Source organism: Rothia sp. LK2588 (assembly GCF_040946465.1).
Taxonomy (GTDB): Bacteria; Actinomycetota; Actinomycetes; order Actinomycetales; family Micrococcaceae; genus Rothia.
Genome location: NZ_JAYWLS010000002.1, coordinates 244,645 through 260,157, shown reverse-complemented (window position 1 = coordinate 260,157; position 15,513 = coordinate 244,645). Strand labels below are relative to the sequence as shown.

Genomic DNA, 15,513 nt, shown 5'->3' with positions numbered 1-15,513 from the left:
GATGTGGGTTACTATGGTGACAAGTTTGCGGGAGGTTGCCTGCACACACCACTTTCACCACAGAAGGCATCATGAAAAATACAGAGCCTCGTTATGAGACCAAAGTTGTCAAAGCTATCAAAGGGACGAGAGCTTCAACTATCAAAAAATGGGAAAGTCAGGGTTGGGAACTGATCGGTGAAGAAGCCGGAAAGATTCAAACTACCCTTACCTTTCGGAAGCCTAAGAAACCTATCTCCCCGCTCATGATTGTCGGGCTCATTGTTATGGTGTTGTTAGTGGCCGGTATGGGCATTGTTGGTGCGATGTTTGAAGATAAGGGAGCTAAAACAGAAGCTTCTCCGAGTGCTTCTGTCTCGACCACAGATTCATCCATAGCGGCCCCTCCGTCTACTTCTCCTTCGATCATGTCTCAAGAAGCCAGCGAGCAACCGGTTATAACCGTCAAAAATAACGATGATTTCGCAGAGCTCGTTCAAACTAAAGGAGAATGTAGCCCAGAATTCTACCATTTTGTAAAAAAATATCAAGGGCGTGTTATTGAATTTGATGGTTATATCGCTAATGTCACCGACTTACAATACCACTCAGATGTGTTAGTTACTGCTGGTGATTATGACCTGAACACGGTTCGGGGACCTAATTTCAAGTTCCAAATGGTTGATATTCCTGAGGCGATGAATTTCCCTAAAGGTGAATCCCCAGGGGTCTTTGATTTTGGGGATGAAATGCATTTTAAATCAGAGATTACAGGTTATCGGGATGATCCCTGCACTATTTACTTAAGCCCTATATCTACTCAAGTGCGATAATATTCTTAAAACAAATTCCGCTCGGCATTGCCGCGGTCAAAGAAGCTTGCACTTAATAGAAGAGGTAGGTGTGCATGATGAAGAGTGCAAAGAAATCCAAAATATTTGGCATCACGTTGTTGTAGGTTGCCGGCATTATTTTTCTGGCGACGCGTCAGCTGTACATCAGCCTGGCTCTCGCCGCTCTGGGTATTTTCCTCTGGATATCCGGTGGTAGCTTTCGGGAAATACCCGAAGCACCTGTAGGCGCATCAGGTCAAAAGATACCTCCGCAAAAGATTAAAGAGTATCGCGAGAATAATCCTGGTTCTACGATTACTCAGGCTATACGCGCCCTCAGGGCATCGTAACGGCCTGACACTAAATAGCCGCACCCCGGGCAGCAACCTCTATATTAGGCCCCTGACCGGGGTGCGGATTTATCACTCGCCGCGAGCGCGAGAGCGCATGCCCTCAGGCGGGTGCCTGCGCTCGCCGGCTTCTGAACTGACCGGTCTGAACTAGACCGCGACGTCCTCTTCCAGCATTGCCGCGCGATACGAGAGGATCTTGCGCTTGAGCACGTGGGTCTTCTCCCATGCGGCGCCCAGCAGCAGGATCAGCACGGCGAGCACCGTCCAGCCGGCGAGAATGCCGAAGCCGGGGGCCGAGTCGGCACCGGGGAAGTACTGGGTCTGGCGCAACGCCTGGATGAAGCCGGAGCCGATCCAGAAGTTATGGAGCCAGCCGAAGAACGCCGGCTGCAGAACAGGCTCGAACACGCCGCCGCTGGAGGTGAAGTTCAGCGCCACGAAGATGGCCGAGAAGGTCAGCGTGCTCCAGCGGCGCACGATCGGGTGTAGGCCAATGGTCACCGAGAGCACGATCAGCATGTACAACACGGCGATAAGCCAGGTGGCCCACTCGTCACCCTGGAACATGTTCATCGCGAAACGAGCGAACAAGAAATCGACGGTCGCCACCAGCAGACCGAGGGGCACCATCAGACCCACGCGGCGGCGATAAGAATACGAGTTGCCGGCCACGGCAATGGCGATACCCAGCGAATATGCGGAGACGCTGAGAACCACCAAGAAGAAGAACGCGTTCTGCCCGGCAGTGTCGTGCTCGTTGAGGGGGACTACCTCGTGAATTGTTATGGGTGTGTGGGTTTTCTCCGAAACGGCGGAGAACATCTTGACCACCACGGTGTTGAGGGTCTCTGAGTAGGCGGGGGCGGTCAAGAGTTGACCGCCGTCCTTACCGGGGATGTAGGCACCGGCAACGTCTAGTCGCTTGATCGCGTCTTCGGCGAGGGTTTGCGAGGGGTAGACCTTCACGTCGATGCGATCACCGAGGGCGGTCTGAATCTGGTCGGCGGCCTGGGTGGCCTGTTCGTTCTGGGCCACCACCGCAACGGGTACGTGATGAGGCTCGGGTTCATGGAAACCGGCCAAATAGGCGACGGTCATGAAAAGACCCATCAATATAGTGGGTAGTAGGTGGTTCAAAAAGGACGACAGAGGTAGCTTGTCAGAAGCAGAGTGGGAAGAAGTCATATCGGCGATATTAGCAGTTTACCTGTCTATCTAGGATAAAATATTCTTAAATTTGAGGAGGATCATATGCACACACCGCACCACCAAGAAGCTCTCACCACAGACCTCGCGCACGAACTTGCGGAATTTTCCCTCGGGCTCAGCAGGGCGCTGCGTCAAGACCACGCGCCGTCCTCCGCTTTGTCGATGATGGAGGTCTCCGTTCTTTTCTCCGTGTACGAACATCCCGGCACTACTACGGCTGAGCTCGCCCGGCAACACCGCATGGCCCCGCAGTCCATGCGCCCGTGGGTGGTCGAGTTGCTGAACAAAGAACTGATTGACCGCACTCCCGACGAACACGATCGCCGCGCTCACCGGTTGAGCGTCACCGAGTTAGGCAGAGCCTCCCTGGCCAAGGAGAAAGAGCGGCACATGGCCAAGCTGACCTCAAACATCGATCAGCACTTCAAAACGGCAGATCAGCAACGCTTTCTTGAGGTCGTTCGCGAACTGAAAGTATTGTTGCGCGCCGACTAACTCGTACCTGTCGCAGGGTTAGGCAACAAGGTGCACGTACTCGTTGAAGCGATACAGGCTCATACCGAAGGTGCCCACCGCGAAGAGGAGAGAGACCAGCGTCCACGCGCCGAAAACCTTGGTCGCGTGCCGGTCTTCCTCCGTCTCGATAGCGAACAAGAAGAGGGTGACACCCAGAAACGACAGACCCAGCAATGCCCAAGCGATGCCTGCCATCAACACTGTATGGGCGGCCACGAGGTAAAACTCCTGGGTGAGAGCCTGCGGCGAACACAGCACCAAGAAGATCGCACCCAGCACGGTCATCGTCACCAGGGCGGCCAGTCGAGCCGAAGACACCGGGGTGCGGTCTCTCTTGTGCGCGCGGAAAACAGACCAATAACCTCGGCCGGCTACGACCAGCAGAACGAACCCCAACACGGCTAACGTCGGGATCAAAAACTCGGGAAGGAACGGCAGAAGTTCGGCTATGTTCTTCAACATAGGGGGGTAAGGACTTTCTCGACGGGGCCGCAAGAGGGGCTTGCGGAGGTAAGGGGATACTGCTAATCACTTAGGATACAGAGCGGTTAAATCCTCTGGGAAGCGCACCTTACCTAACCCGCACGCAACGGGAACATGCACGGCAAGTAAGCGTCAAAAGAACACCTAGCCAGAGACCTTGCGGGGGCTCAACCTTAGAAATAGCTTAGAAAAGAAAATCCCCCGCCCACTCCGCATGAGGTTTCCCGTGAAACTGTTCCCCGCCCTCAAGCCCCGCACTCTTCTCTATACCCTCGCCAGCACGTGCTGCCTGGCCGTATTCACCGCGCCCCAGGCGTCCGCGGCGAGCGCCACCCCGCCCGGCACCGAAGCCGGAACCGTGATGGCCGCCGTGGCCGCCACCACCGACGGCTGCACCCTCTCGCCCGATAGCTTCGGCGCCGCCAACTTCAAGCCCGCCTGCGACCACCACGACATCTGTTACTCCGCCACCAGCACCACCGACCGCCTGACCTGCGACGGCGTCTTCCGCACCGAGCTCTTTCAGGCGTGCGCTGCCGCCTATCCCGCAGGCGGCACGCGCACCACCTGTTACGGCGTGGCCGAAACCTACTACGGCGCCGTACGCACCTTCGGCTGGTACTACTACCGGGGTGCCGGGCGAGCCTAACGGAACACCTCTCTGAACACTGCGTGAAGAATCGCGGTACACGCGTAAAGCTTGCTCAGAGTCTGTGGCAGCCGGTCGAAGGCGGCAGGCGCACCCCGCTATCCTGGAGCATGGACCAGCCCCCCGGGGGGGGGCGTTCTGAATCGCAACCGCTCAGGCAGGAGAATACGTGGACCGCACCCGATCACCGCTGAAACCGCAGGCCTGGCTCTGGACACTCGTTGCCTTCGGCTTCCTCTGCCAAACCGGACTGAACATGGCCCGCCCACAGATGAGTTACAAGCTCATCGCCTTCGGTGCCAACGAAACCGTGATTGGCCTGGTCACCGCCCTTTATGCGCTCATTCCCGTCTTCGCCGCCATCGCCATGGGGCGCCTGGCCGGACGCACGCGACGGCCCCGCCTGCTCGTCGGCATCGGCGGCGGGTTGATCGCCATCGGCACCCTCGTGCTCACTCTCGCCGAAGGTATCCCCGCTATCGCCGCAGCCGCCATGGTGTTCGGTTTCGGTCACCTCATCTTCGCCATCGCCGGGCAGGCTTCGATCTCTCGGTACTCCACCGACGCCGACCTCGATCGCGGTTTCGGCTGGCTCACCGCGTCCATCTCCGCAGGCCAGTTGCTCGGCCCCCTGCTGGGTGGGTTGATCCTTGGGTTAAACCACGACCCGGCTCAGCGGTTGAACCTCATCAACCTCGCCCTCTGGATCGGTACCGGCTTCGGTCTGGCCTCCATCCCGCTCATGATGGTCAAGGTCAAACTCAAAGAGATGCCAGCGCTGACTAGCCAGATCCCGACCGTCACCGAAGAGATCCCCACCGTGGGGCAAGAATCCCCGCGCGTGACCATCAACGGGCAGAAGCAACCCGTGCAGAAACCCACCACCTGGCGGATACTCTCCACCCCCGGCGTACCCTCGAACATGCTCGCCTCACTGTCGATGCTCGCCGTGGCCGACATCTTGACTTCGTTCCTGCCGCTCGTCGGTGAGCGCGCCGGTGTTTCCCCGATGTGGGTGGGCGTGCTGTTGGCTACCCGTAGCGCGTCCTCCATCATCTCCCGCTCCATGCTCACCAGCCTCAGCCGCCGCTGGAACCGCACCCAGCTGGTCATCACCTCTCTGCTGGTCAGCGCGGTGACCGTGGCCGTGGTGGTCACCCCGGCGATCATCTCTCACGTGTGGCTGGCCTTCGTGCTGATGGCACTCGCCGGTTTCTTCGTGGGTATCGCGCAACCGCTGACCATGACCATGATCATCAAGTCGGTGCCCGAATCCTGGCGCTCGCCGGCGCTGGCGGTGCGCCTGACCGGTAACCGGGTGGGCCAGGTGATCATCCCGTTGGCCGCCGGCGTGGCCGCCGCGCCGCTGGGCCCGTCTGGTGCGGTGTGGTTCACCTGCGCCCTGTTGGGCATCTCGGGTGTGCAGCAGGTGGTTCGCTACGCGAAGACCGGCCCCACCGAGGGGGACCACTAACCCCTAGAATGGTGCACTATGCAGTGTGATTACTTCGACGCCGGAACCTGCCGTTCCTGCACCCTGATGGGCGTGCCCTACGGCACCCAAGTGGCCGAGAAGCAACAGGCTGCCGCCGACCTCTTTGCCGCCTACCCCGAATTGGAGTGGAGCGAGCCTGCGCTCAGCCCCGAGTCGGGGTTCCGAAATAAGGCCAAGATCGTGGTCGGTGGGAGCGCCGCCGAGCCGACCCTGGGCATTCTGGACCGCGCCGGAGGCGGTGTGGACCTCTCCGGGTGCGGCCTCTACACCCCGCAGATCACCGCCCTCATGCCGGTGCTGCGGGAGCTCATTCAACGCGCCGACCTCACCCCCTACAGCGTGCCGCGGCGCAAGGGCGAGTTGAAGAACATCCTGGTGACCGCCTCGGCCACCGGTGAACTGATGATCCGGTTCGTGTTGCGTTCGAAGAAGCTGATTGTGCCTATCCGCCGCGAGTTGGACTGGCTCTTCGAATGCGTGCCGCAACTGGCCGTAGTCAGCGCGAATCTTTTACGCGAGCACGTGGCGCTGGTTGAGGGCGACGAGGAAATCGTGTTGACCGAGCGCACCACCTTGCCCATGGACGTCAATGGGATGAGTCTACATCTGCGGCCGCAGTCGTTCTTCCAGACCAACACCGCCATCGCCGAGGCTATGTATAACCAGGCGCGGCAGTGGGTGGCCGAGGTTCAACCAGCCAGCGTGTGGGATCTCTACTGCGGGGTCGGTGGGTTTGCGCTTCACGCGGCGGACGCCGCGCCCGACGCTGTGGTGACCGGTATCGAGATCAGCGCTGAGGCGATCGCCTCCGCCCAGCGGACGGTGGCCGAGAAGTCGCTGACCAATCTCAACTTCTCGGCGCAGGACGCGACCGAGTTCGCCGTGGCCGCCACCGAGCGTCCGGAACTGTTGATCGTGAACCCGCCACGGCGCGGTATCGGGCAGCAACTCAGCTCGTGGGTGCAGGGCTCGGGGATCGAAACGGTCATTTATTCTTCGTGCAACGCGAAGTCGCTGGCCAAAGACCTGGAGCAGATGCCCTCTTATCGCCCGGTGCAAGCGCGAGTGCTAGATATGTTTCCGCAGACCACCCACTATGAGATGATCATGCTTTTGCGGCGTGTGTGATCTGGTGATTTTGGTTAGACTGGGCTGACGAGGGATTTCTTATTCTGTGGGGCGCTGATAGTGGTGCACACCTGAGTAAAGTGTGACCGACCTCGCCCATGTTTTCAGGCTTGTCCGCTATATGGCCCATCTTTGCCCACTGTAGTCTGTACAATAATCAACAAACATATGCCTTTATGTGGGGTTAAATTAAAGAGGTACAAACTGTGAAAAACACGCCTCCGCGGTCTGATCGCCGGGTTCGTCGCACCCAGAAATCAATCGAGCTGGCTTTCGCCGAGTTGATGGCCGTCAAGGACATCAACTCCATCACCGTGAGCGAACTCGCCGAGAAGGCTGACATTCATCGCGCGACCTTCTACTCCCATTACTCGGACATCCCCGAGCTCTACACCCATATCCAGCGCTCGGTCGTGGAAGGCCTGCAGTCGATCGTCGAGCCCGACCCGGTACACGGTCCGAACCAAAACGGTGAAGAAGTCTTCGGCATGCTCGTGGATTACATCTACGGCCGCCAGAACATCTTCAAGATGCTGTTGACCCGTAGTAGCACTCGCGAATTCTACGAGGAGCTCTCCAAGCTCTTCGAGTCGCTGTACGCAGATATCTACTGGTCTGACCTCCCCGACACCGTCAGCAAGCACGACATCCGTGTGATGGCCCGCTACCACGTCAATGGTTGCATCTCGATCATCAGCTCGTGGGCGCAAGACGACTTCAAAGATTCGCCCGAGAAGATCATTTACACCCTGGGCGTGATCGACGTGCACTTCGACAAACTCATGCACGAGATCACCGCACCGGATTCGACCTTCTCGCAACAGTTCTAATACAACGGTTCCACGAGGGGGTGCGCGGCCTGCGCGCCCCCTTGAACTGCGCCTGTCTTTGCCCGGCATCGATTAAGTAGTAGGTTAGATAAGCTGAGCAGAACGAAGGAAAGGGAAGTAGATGCCTACCAGTGAGCGCACCCCCGCACCTTTCGTTTTCTCCACCCCGAACCGAAGCGTCATCGCCACCGGCGAGCTGACCCCGGTCGCCGAATCTGAGGCTCTGGCGCGCGCCCAAGAAGTCGGCACCGGTGTCGTCGGCTTGATCCCGTTCGATCCCGCGCGCGAGGCGTATTTGTACATCCCCGAACACCTCGAATTCGGAGAATCACTCACCGGAGCCACCGCCGAGCTGGCCCAACCGGCCGAGCTGGAACGCCTCGACAATCCCGCCTACCGCGCCGCCGTCGGTGCCGCCGTGGCGCGGATGAATAACGGGGAACTCGACAAGGTAGTGCTAGCACGCCTGCTCCGCGCTCGTTACGAGACCCCGTTGAATCTCAGCCAGGTTCTCTCTAACCTGTTGGACCAACAACCCCGCGCCTATGTGTTCTCGGCGCGCCTACCCGGCAGCGATAACTATCTGATGGGAGCCTCGCCCGAGCTGGTATTCCGAGCAGAGGCTGGTTCCTTCACCACCTTCCCACTGGCGGGCACGGCCAACCGTGCGATCGCCGGGGATCCCACCGAAGACGCCCAGCTCGGTGAAGAGCTCATGCGCAGCGCCAAAGACCGCGCCGAACACGCCACCGTCGTCGAAGATATCCGGGCGCGGCTTGCCCCGGTGGCCGAAGAATTGTTGGTGCCCGCCGTCCCGCAACTGGTAGCCACACCGCAGTTGTGGCACCTGGGCACCGAGATCACCGGACGCCTTGCCCCGGGGATGTCTAGTCTGGACGGCGCCCGCGCCATCCACCCGACCCCCGCCATCTGCGGTTCGCCCCGAGAGACCGCCCTTCGGCTCATCGACGAACTCGAAGACTTCGACCGCGGTTTCTTCGGCGGTCTCGTGGGTTGGATGGACCCGCAAGGTAACGGCGAATGGGCCCTCGTGTTGCGCTGCGCCGAGCTCTCCGAGACCTCGGCGACCCTCTTCGCCGGTGCCGGGATCGTCAAGGCATCCCAGCCCGAGAAGGAGCACGCCGAGACCGGCAGCAAACTCGGTTCTTTCGGTCGCGCGCTGGGCATCTCCACCGCGTCCTAAAACACTCCGCGCCGCCTTGACGTGAGATTGCTCGCGTGCGCCGTGAAGGGTTCGGTGACGGCAACTACCCCTGGCTACGATGGTGTTCATGACAGAGTTCCTCTTGCACGCCAAGACTCCCGATCTTCCTCAACTGGAATTTTGCTACACGACCCTCGAGGATGAGCTAGCCCAATTCATGCTGTCTGATCTGCAATCGGTCTATGACAGCCGCTATGAGTCCCAGGCCAACGCCCCGCACGAGAAGAAAGAAATCAACTCGGTGCCGGCTGAAGATTTCACCGCCGAGGCCACCGGCGCGTTTTTGTTGCTGCTCAGCGAAGGTCAGGCCGTCGGCGGCGGGGCGATCATGAAATGCCGCAACCCCATCGCCGAAGAGAACTCCGCCGAATTCAAACGCATCTGGACCCACCCCGACTACCGCGGCAAGGGAATCGGCAAGTTCGTGCTCAACGAACTGGAATTCGAGGCCGTGCGGCTGGGTTACGATCACATCTTCTTGACCACCGGCCCCGCCCAGCCCGAGGCCGTGGGTCTCTACCAGTCGCTGGGGTACATTCACCTGCCCGCCGACTCCGACGACGAACACTTGCACCACGCGTTCAAGAAGCCGCTGGCCGAGCACCGCGCCCTGCACGAGGCGGGTCAGCGCACACGCGGCGAGATTTCCGACTCCTAGCCCCATGTTAGGTACGCTGAAGACCATGAGCACAACAGAACCCATCATCGCCGCCGCCGACGGTTCGGCACTGGGTAACCCGGGGCCGGCCGGCTGGGCCTGGTTCATCGACGAGAACACTTGGGCCAGCGGTGGCTGGAAACGCGGCACCAACAACATGGGCGAGTTGCAGGCCGTGCTCTCCCTCTTCGAAGCCACCGCGCACGTGCCCGAACGGGAACTGCGCATCTTCTGCGACTCCAAATACACGATCGACTCGATCACCAAGTGGATGCCGGGGTGGAAGAAGAAGGGTTGGAAGAAGTCCGATGGCAAGCCCGTGCTCAACCTCGAACTCATGCAGGCCCTGGACGCCGCTTTGGTCGGGCGCAACTATACCTTCACCTGGGTCAAGGGCCACGCCGGGCACGAGATGAACGAACGGGCCGACGAGCTGGCTCGCGCCGCCGCCACCGCCTATAAGAACGGCACCACTCCGGACGCCGGCCCCGGCTTCTCCGCCACGGGCGGCGCGGGCGGTTCGGGTGCGGACAAGAAACCCGCCGCGCCGACCACAATTCAGACCACAGCTCAGACCGGTGCGCCGACCACAGTTCAGAAACCCGAGACAGCACAGCCCGGTGCCGACCAGTCCAATCCCAAACAGCCCGGCCCTAAACAACCCGGCCCCGAACAGCTTGAGGCCCGGCTCAACGACCCCGCCTTCACGGCCGAGGCGGCTAACCTCGAACCGCTGTTGGCTTCGGGTTTCGAGTGGATCACCCCTGCCGGACGCACGGTGGATCGGGCCACCGTCATCGAATTGCGCGCCAAAGCCTTTGCGGTCAACGGCACCCCGAAGGTGCTGCGGGTGGAGGCCGGGGCCTCCCACGCCGCGGTGTTGAGCGAGGTGCCCCTCGAACGCGGCGCCGTGCTACGAACCAGCGTGTGGAGCACCGCCAACCGACGCGGCACCTGGCAGCTGACCCTGCGCCAAGAAACCGCTACCGGCCGCTAATCCCGGTTTCGTAGCCCAGCCTGCAACACTGCCTCACTAGCCCTGCCTCATTAACCCTGGTTCACTATCCCAGGAACATCGCCGCGTTCGCCGACTCGGTCTCTGCGTAATTAACACCGGCCCGCGACAGCGCCTCGTTGATCTGCGCGATCGAGGCCTCAACCTGGGCCTGGGTGGCCCGCCAATTCGCCAAGACGCTCTGGAAATTCACCGACGCCGAGCCCGTCCACGACCCCTCGAGATCCTGCAACGAGGCCGTCAACGCGTTGACCTCCGCGGCGATCGTCTCGACCTGCCCGCGGGCGGTCGCGCTCTTGGAAGCGATCAGGTCTGAATCAACGACAAACTGTGCCATGACTAAACTCCTTGAAGCCAAAAATGGGTGGGGCGCACCGACCGGTCACGCCTCGCCGGAATCACCCGGCACTGCCCAAAGTAGACTCTCGAGCGCGGCGATAGGGCAGAAAAAGAAAATCTGTGGATAACGGCGGGCATAAACCCCGGTGATTCCGTTAATCCACAGATTCTCAAAACACAATCATTCAAACCAGGCGAGGAACCGCGGCCTGTGCGCGCGGCGGACTACACCGCGGCGATCGAACCGGTTTGGGCGTCCTGCCCCCGGTGGGTCGGGATCTTAATGGCGAAGGTTGCACCACCACCGGCGGTCTCCAGAATCTCCACCGTGCCCTCGTGCTGCTCGACAATCCCGGCCACGATCGACAGGCCCAGGCCCGTGCCGCCGGTCTCGCGGGTGCGCGAGGTATCTGCCCGGTAGAAGCGCTCGAACACGCGCTGGCGTTCCTCCCCGTGAATGCCGGGGCCGTGATCGCGCACCTGAATCTCGGAGAATACCCTCCCCGTCTCGTCGGTGGAGGTACCCACCGCCAACTCCAGCGGCGAACCCTCCGGGGTGTAGCGCAGGGCGTTGGTAATCAGGTTCGCCACCACCTGCCGTAGGCGCATCTCGTCGCCGAACACGGGCGCGGACGCCGGCTCCACGCCGTCCGTCAAACCCACCACCTCGACCTCGCGATCGGGGGAGGTCGCAAAAGCATCGTTCGAGGCGTCATGTGCGATGGCCAACAGATCTACCGTGCGGTTCTCGGTTTCCCGCCGCTCGTCGATACGGGCCAGGGTCAACAGGTCTTCCACCAGCTGGCCCATGCGCTTCGACTCCGCCTCGATACGGCTCATCGCGCTCGCCACCGCCTCATCGGTTTGTAGCGCGCCCTGCCGGTACAGCTCCGAGTACCCTCGGATCGAAACCAGCGGTGTACGCAGTTCGTGCGAGGCGTCCCCCACGAAGCGCCGCATCTTCACCTCGGAGCGTTTCTGCGCGTCGAAGGCGGTCTCGATGTGGGAGAGCATGGTGTTCAGTGAGGTCGAGAGGTGCCCGATCTCGGTGTAGGGGTTGTAGTCGTCGATGCGCTGGGAGAGGTCGCCGGCGGCAATGCGGGCCGCGGTCTGCTCTACCTCCGCCAGCGGTTCGAAGGTGCGGGTGACCATCACCCAGCTCAACGCGATCGAGGCGAACAGTGTGGCCAATCCGAAGGTGGCCGTCAACAGCGCCACCAGCGCCACCGCAGCGTTCATCTGCGTCAGCGGCGTGGCGATCAAGACCGAGTATTCTTTGCCGTTGATATCTACCCGCACCGGCATCACACGCCACTGCTTGATGTTCGACTTCGAGGCCACCGAGGTGCCGGTTCCCGAGTACTTCTTCACTAGCTCGGCGTTCCACCCCTCGATCTGAGGCGACGTATCCTCATTCGTCAGCGAGGTGATCGAGGTGATCGTCTGCCCACTGTCGTCCAGCAAATAGGCCTGGAAGCGCATGAGCGGACCGTCGGAGGGTAGACGCTTGTTGTTGATCATGTACGAGGTCAGTGTGGTCGCGTTCGAACGCATCTCGTCGTCGATCTGATCCGTCATCTGCCCGCGCAAGGCTGAAATCGCCACCAGCGAGGTCACCGTAATTGCCAGTGCCAGCAACATCGCGGTTAAAAGAACCAACTGGGTGCGCAAAGAAAGCGCGCCCAGCTGGCCAAAAGTTTTCTTGAGCTTATCCACGACTACTTCGCGGTGCGCAACAGGTAACCCACACCGCGCTTGGTGTGGATCAGCGGCTGCTGATCGGGGAGGTTATCGATCTTGCGGCGAAGGTAAGAGATGTAAGACTCCACGATCGAGGCGTCGCCGTTGAAGTCGTACTCCCACACGTGATCCAGGATCTGCGCCTTCGAGAGCACCCGGTTCGGGTTGAGCATCAGGTAGCGCAGGAGCTTGAACTCGGTGGGGGAGAGATCGATCTCGCGGTCGCCGCGGAAGACCTCGTGGGCGTCGTCGTCGAGCACCAAGTCGCCCACGCGCAAGCGGGAATCGTCGATCTCGTTGGACTGCGTACGACGCAACACGGCGCGAATGCGTGCTACCACCTCGTCCAAGCTGAAGGGCTTGGTCACGTAATCGTCGCCGCCGACGGTCAAGCCGGTGACCTTGTCTTCGGTGCCGTCCTTAGCGGTGAGGAACAGCACGGGGAAGTGCCGACCTGCCGCGCGCAACTTGCGGGTCACGGCAAAGCCGTCGAGGTCGGGCATCATCACGTCGAGCACCGCGAGATCGGGGTGCTCGGTCTCTGCCTTCTCCAGTGCCTCGCGACCGTTGGACGCGGTCACCACCTCGAACCCGGCGAATCGCAGTGAGGTCGCGAGGAGTTCGAGGATATTCGGTTCGTCATCGACGACGAGGAGTTTTGCTTCAGGCTGGTTCGTATTCACAGTGTTCATTGTGCACCCGCTTTCTGAGAGTCGGCTGAAACTTTATCGCGAAGATTCTGGCCGTTGACTTCTGGGGCGACGCCGGTGCGCGCCGGCTACAGCGATCGCCGCGATCAGCATGAGGAACCCCAATGGCAGGAGAAACAGGCTCAACCGGGTGAGCAGAATCGGGGCGGAACCGGTTGCCCACGTCATCAACAACATGGCCACACCTGCGACCACAGCGACCACGGTGCAGATCACCCCGCATGCCCCCAGCACGCGGATGATGGCGGGTTCTCGGCGTTCGGTGGTGTTCAGGGGCATGTCGATTCTTTCTGCTGGGTCTGTGCGGATAATTCCCAGCTCACAATACTCCTTTTGGGTGCCCGCATTAACCCACCCCATCGTGCGCAAAAGCGCCCGACTCGGCAACAACCGCGCCCAATCCCTGTTTTAATAGGAGGTATGTCAGACAAGGATTCTTTGAAGACGGCGGATCAAGCCGCCTCTCAGGCTGAGGCATCTGCCGCAGAGCCCACCCTCGGAAAGCCCGGCAAACGTCGCCGCACCGCTAAGGTGGACGTCACCCTCGCCGAGGCTCAGGACGTGGCCCGCGCGGGAATCCTCGAAATCACCACCGAAGCCGCCATCGGCTCGGTGCATCACCTGCGCGGTGAAGAAGAACGCCTCACCACCCACCTTTTCGAATGCACCCTGCCCGGTTACCGCGGTTGGTTCTGGTTCGCCACGCTCTCCCGGGCACCGCGGTCCAAGCAGGCGACCATCTGCGAGGTCGGCCTGATTCCCGGTGACGACGCACTGCTGGCCCCCGAGTGGGTGCCGTGGTCCGAGCGTCTGAAGCACGTGACTGAGGAAGACCTCGAACAGCTTGACGACACCGAAGAGCTGGCCGAAGAACTTAAAGAGATTCGCGCGGCCCGATCGGCGGAAAAGGCCAACGAACCGCGCGAGAACGCGGACGAGTCGGAGAACTCGACCAAGCAGTCGGAGGACTCAACCGAACAAACGGAAGTGTCCGCCGAGTAACCTCACCCTCCAGAAGGTGCCGGAGCGCGTGCGCGCCGGTTATCCTTCGTGCTCGATCACGAAATCGATGCACTTCAACAGCGCCGAGACGTCCTCGGGCTCGATCGCGGTGAAGGTCGCGATACGCAATTGGTTGCGGCCGAGCTTGCGGTAGGGCTCGGTATCGACCACCCCGTTGGCTCGCAGGGTCGCCGCGATATGCGCGGCATCGATGCTCTGGTCGACGTCGATCGTGCAGATGACGTTGGAGCGCTCCTCGACTCGCGCCACGAACGGCTCGGCGTGTTGGTGTTGCTCCGCCCAGCGATAGACGCGCGCGGCGGAATCGGCGGTGCGGGCGGCGGCGAACTCCAGCCCGCCCTGTTCGTTCAACCAGGCGATCTGTTCGTTGAGCATGATGAGCGTGGCCAGGGCCGGGGTGTTGTAGGTCTGGTTCTTACGCGAGTTCTCGATGGCGGTCACCAGATTCAGCGAATCGGGAATCCAACGATCCGAGGCGGCTATCTGCTGGGCCCGCTCGATCGCTCGCGGCGAGAACAGCGCCACCCAGAGACCGCCGTCCGAGGCGAAATTCTTTTGCGGCGAGAAGTAGTAGACGTCGGTCTCGGCGAGGTCCACGTGCAGACCGCCCGCGGCGGAGGTTGCGTCGATCACCACCAGCGCGTCGTCATCGATTCCTTCCGGTCGCCGCACCGGGGCGGCCACGCCGGTCGAGGTCTCGTTCTGCGGCCAGGCGTAGACGTCGGTGCTGGCCTCCGCACGGGGAACCGGTCGGGTGCCAGCCTCGGCGGTGATGATCGTGGAGGGTTCCAGGAAAGGTGCCTTGTCAGTAGCCTGGGCGAACTTCGAACCGAACTCGCCGAAGCTCAGGTGCTGGGCCTTGGAGCGCACGAGGCCGAAAGCCGCGGCGTCCCAGAAAGCGGTGGCGCCGCCGTTGCCGAGGATCACCTCGTAACCTTCGGGTGCGTTGAAGAAACGGCGTAGACCCTGGCGGATCTCACCGACCAAGTTCTTTACCGGTGCCTGGCGGTGGGAGGTGCCCAACAGGTTCTGTGCCGCGGCAGCCACGGCCTGAGCCTGAGCGGGGCGTACCTTGGAGGGGCCGGCGCCGAAGCGGCCATCGGCGGGGAGCAGGTCTGCGGGGATCTTCAGGTAGTCGCTCATCGGTTCTCCAATTCATCGGGTGGCGGGGACGGGGGGCGGTCACAGCGTCACGCTCGGGGCGCTAGGCGGTGGCTATCCCTCTCACCATTGTGCGTGGTCGAGTCTGAAACTCGCCCTTCCATTACGGCAAGATTTCGTTATCTGGACGATTTACCGGCCGGCTTTCCTTACAATGATTGAAAGCT

At 61.1% G+C, this 15,513-nt stretch carries 17 protein-coding genes; 10 read left to right on the top strand and 7 right to left on the bottom strand.

What is annotated here, in order from left to right; translation table 11 throughout:
* Positions 1 to 71 precede the first annotated feature (71 nt).
* Positions 72 to 812 (top strand): DUF4839 domain-containing protein, encoded by a 741-nt coding sequence (locus tag VVR12_RS05545; RefSeq protein WP_368550174.1) that lies wholly within the window; start codon positions 72 to 74, stop codon positions 810 to 812.
* 500 nt (positions 813 to 1,312) lie between these two features.
* On the opposite strand, the gene VVR12_RS05540 is transcribed toward VVR12_RS05545, so the two are convergent.
* Positions 1,313 to 2,263: a hypothetical protein gene (locus VVR12_RS05540; RefSeq protein WP_368550173.1), complete on the bottom strand. Its 951-nt coding sequence runs from the start codon at positions 2,261 to 2,263 to the stop codon at positions 1,313 to 1,315.
* 153 nt (positions 2,264 to 2,416) lie between these two features.
* Here VVR12_RS05540 and VVR12_RS05535 point away from each other — a divergent pair, with 153 nt between their 5' ends.
* Positions 2,417 to 2,869 (top strand): MarR family winged helix-turn-helix transcriptional regulator, encoded by a 453-nt coding sequence (locus VVR12_RS05535; protein ID WP_368550172.1) that lies wholly within the window; start codon positions 2,417 to 2,419, stop codon positions 2,867 to 2,869.
* Between the two features lie 18 nt (positions 2,870 to 2,887).
* Here the strand turns inward: VVR12_RS05535 and VVR12_RS05530 are convergent, their stop codons facing one another.
* Complete coding sequence (locus VVR12_RS05530) at positions 2,888 to 3,352, bottom strand: hypothetical protein (protein ID WP_368550171.1); 465 nt, start codon at positions 3,350 to 3,352, stop codon at positions 2,888 to 2,890.
* Between the two features lie 247 nt (positions 3,353 to 3,599).
* Between VVR12_RS05530 and VVR12_RS05525 the strand changes: the two genes are divergently transcribed.
* The 7 genes from VVR12_RS05525 (at position 3,600) to VVR12_RS05495 (ending at position 10,355) form a co-directional block, all read left to right on the top strand.
* Positions 3,600 to 4,022, top strand: coding sequence for a phospholipase A2 (locus tag VVR12_RS05525; RefSeq protein ID WP_368550170.1), 423 nt, complete (start codon positions 3,600 to 3,602; stop codon positions 4,020 to 4,022).
* 169 nt (positions 4,023 to 4,191) lie between these two features.
* The gene (locus tag VVR12_RS05520; protein ID WP_368550169.1) at positions 4,192 to 5,496 is read left to right on the top strand and encodes an MFS transporter; all 1,305 of its coding nucleotides are present in this window, start codon (positions 4,192 to 4,194) and stop codon (positions 5,494 to 5,496) included.
* 18 nt (positions 5,497 to 5,514) lie between these two features.
* Positions 5,515 to 6,645: a 23S rRNA (uracil(747)-C(5))-methyltransferase RlmC gene (gene rlmC, locus VVR12_RS05515; RefSeq protein ID WP_368550168.1), complete on the top strand. Its 1,131-nt coding sequence runs from the start codon at positions 5,515 to 5,517 to the stop codon at positions 6,643 to 6,645.
* Between the two features lie 206 nt (positions 6,646 to 6,851).
* A complete protein-coding gene (locus VVR12_RS05510; RefSeq protein WP_368550167.1) occupies positions 6,852 to 7,475 on the top strand; it encodes a TetR/AcrR family transcriptional regulator in 624 nt (207 codons plus the stop codon).
* 121 nt (positions 7,476 to 7,596) lie between these two features.
* Positions 7,597 to 8,679 carry an isochorismate synthase MenF gene (locus VVR12_RS05505; RefSeq protein ID WP_368550166.1) on the top strand — a complete coding sequence of 361 codons (1,083 nt, stop codon included), beginning with the start codon at positions 7,597 to 7,599 and terminating at the stop codon, positions 8,677 to 8,679.
* Between the two features lie 88 nt (positions 8,680 to 8,767).
* Positions 8,768 to 9,358, top strand: a complete 591-nt coding sequence (locus VVR12_RS05500) for a GNAT family N-acetyltransferase (protein WP_368550165.1) — start codon at positions 8,768 to 8,770, stop codon at positions 9,356 to 9,358.
* A 25-nt stretch (positions 9,359 to 9,383) separates the two neighbouring features.
* Positions 9,384 to 10,355: a ribonuclease HI family protein gene (locus VVR12_RS05495; protein ID WP_368550164.1), complete on the top strand. Its 972-nt coding sequence runs from the start codon at positions 9,384 to 9,386 to the stop codon at positions 10,353 to 10,355.
* 64 nt (positions 10,356 to 10,419) lie between these two features.
* On the opposite strand, the gene VVR12_RS05490 is transcribed toward VVR12_RS05495, so the two are convergent.
* The 4 genes from VVR12_RS05490 to VVR12_RS05475 form a co-directional block, all read right to left on the bottom strand.
* Positions 10,420 to 10,710, bottom strand: coding sequence for a WXG100 family type VII secretion target (locus VVR12_RS05490; RefSeq protein WP_368550163.1), 291 nt, complete (start codon positions 10,708 to 10,710; stop codon positions 10,420 to 10,422).
* Between the two features lie 227 nt (positions 10,711 to 10,937).
* Complete coding sequence (locus VVR12_RS05485) at positions 10,938 to 12,428, bottom strand: sensor histidine kinase (RefSeq protein ID WP_409349883.1); 1,491 nt, start codon at positions 12,426 to 12,428, stop codon at positions 10,938 to 10,940.
* 2 nt (positions 12,429 to 12,430) lie between these two features.
* Positions 12,431 to 13,144: a response regulator transcription factor gene (locus VVR12_RS05480; protein ID WP_368550162.1), complete on the bottom strand. Its 714-nt coding sequence runs from the start codon at positions 13,142 to 13,144 to the stop codon at positions 12,431 to 12,433.
* 33 nt (positions 13,145 to 13,177) lie between these two features.
* Positions 13,178 to 13,441: a hypothetical protein gene (locus VVR12_RS05475; protein ID WP_368550161.1), complete on the bottom strand. Its 264-nt coding sequence runs from the start codon at positions 13,439 to 13,441 to the stop codon at positions 13,178 to 13,180.
* A 141-nt stretch (positions 13,442 to 13,582) separates the two neighbouring features.
* Here VVR12_RS05475 and VVR12_RS05470 point away from each other — a divergent pair, with 141 nt between their 5' ends.
* Positions 13,583 to 14,164, top strand: coding sequence for a DUF3027 domain-containing protein (locus tag VVR12_RS05470; RefSeq protein WP_368550160.1), 582 nt, complete (start codon positions 13,583 to 13,585; stop codon positions 14,162 to 14,164).
* A 39-nt stretch (positions 14,165 to 14,203) separates the two neighbouring features.
* Here the strand turns inward: VVR12_RS05470 and serC are convergent, their stop codons facing one another.
* Positions 14,204 to 15,328, bottom strand: a complete 1,125-nt coding sequence (gene serC, locus VVR12_RS05465; RefSeq protein ID WP_368550159.1) for a phosphoserine transaminase — start codon at positions 15,326 to 15,328, stop codon at positions 14,204 to 14,206.
* Between the last annotated feature and the right edge of the window lie 185 nt (positions 15,329 to 15,513).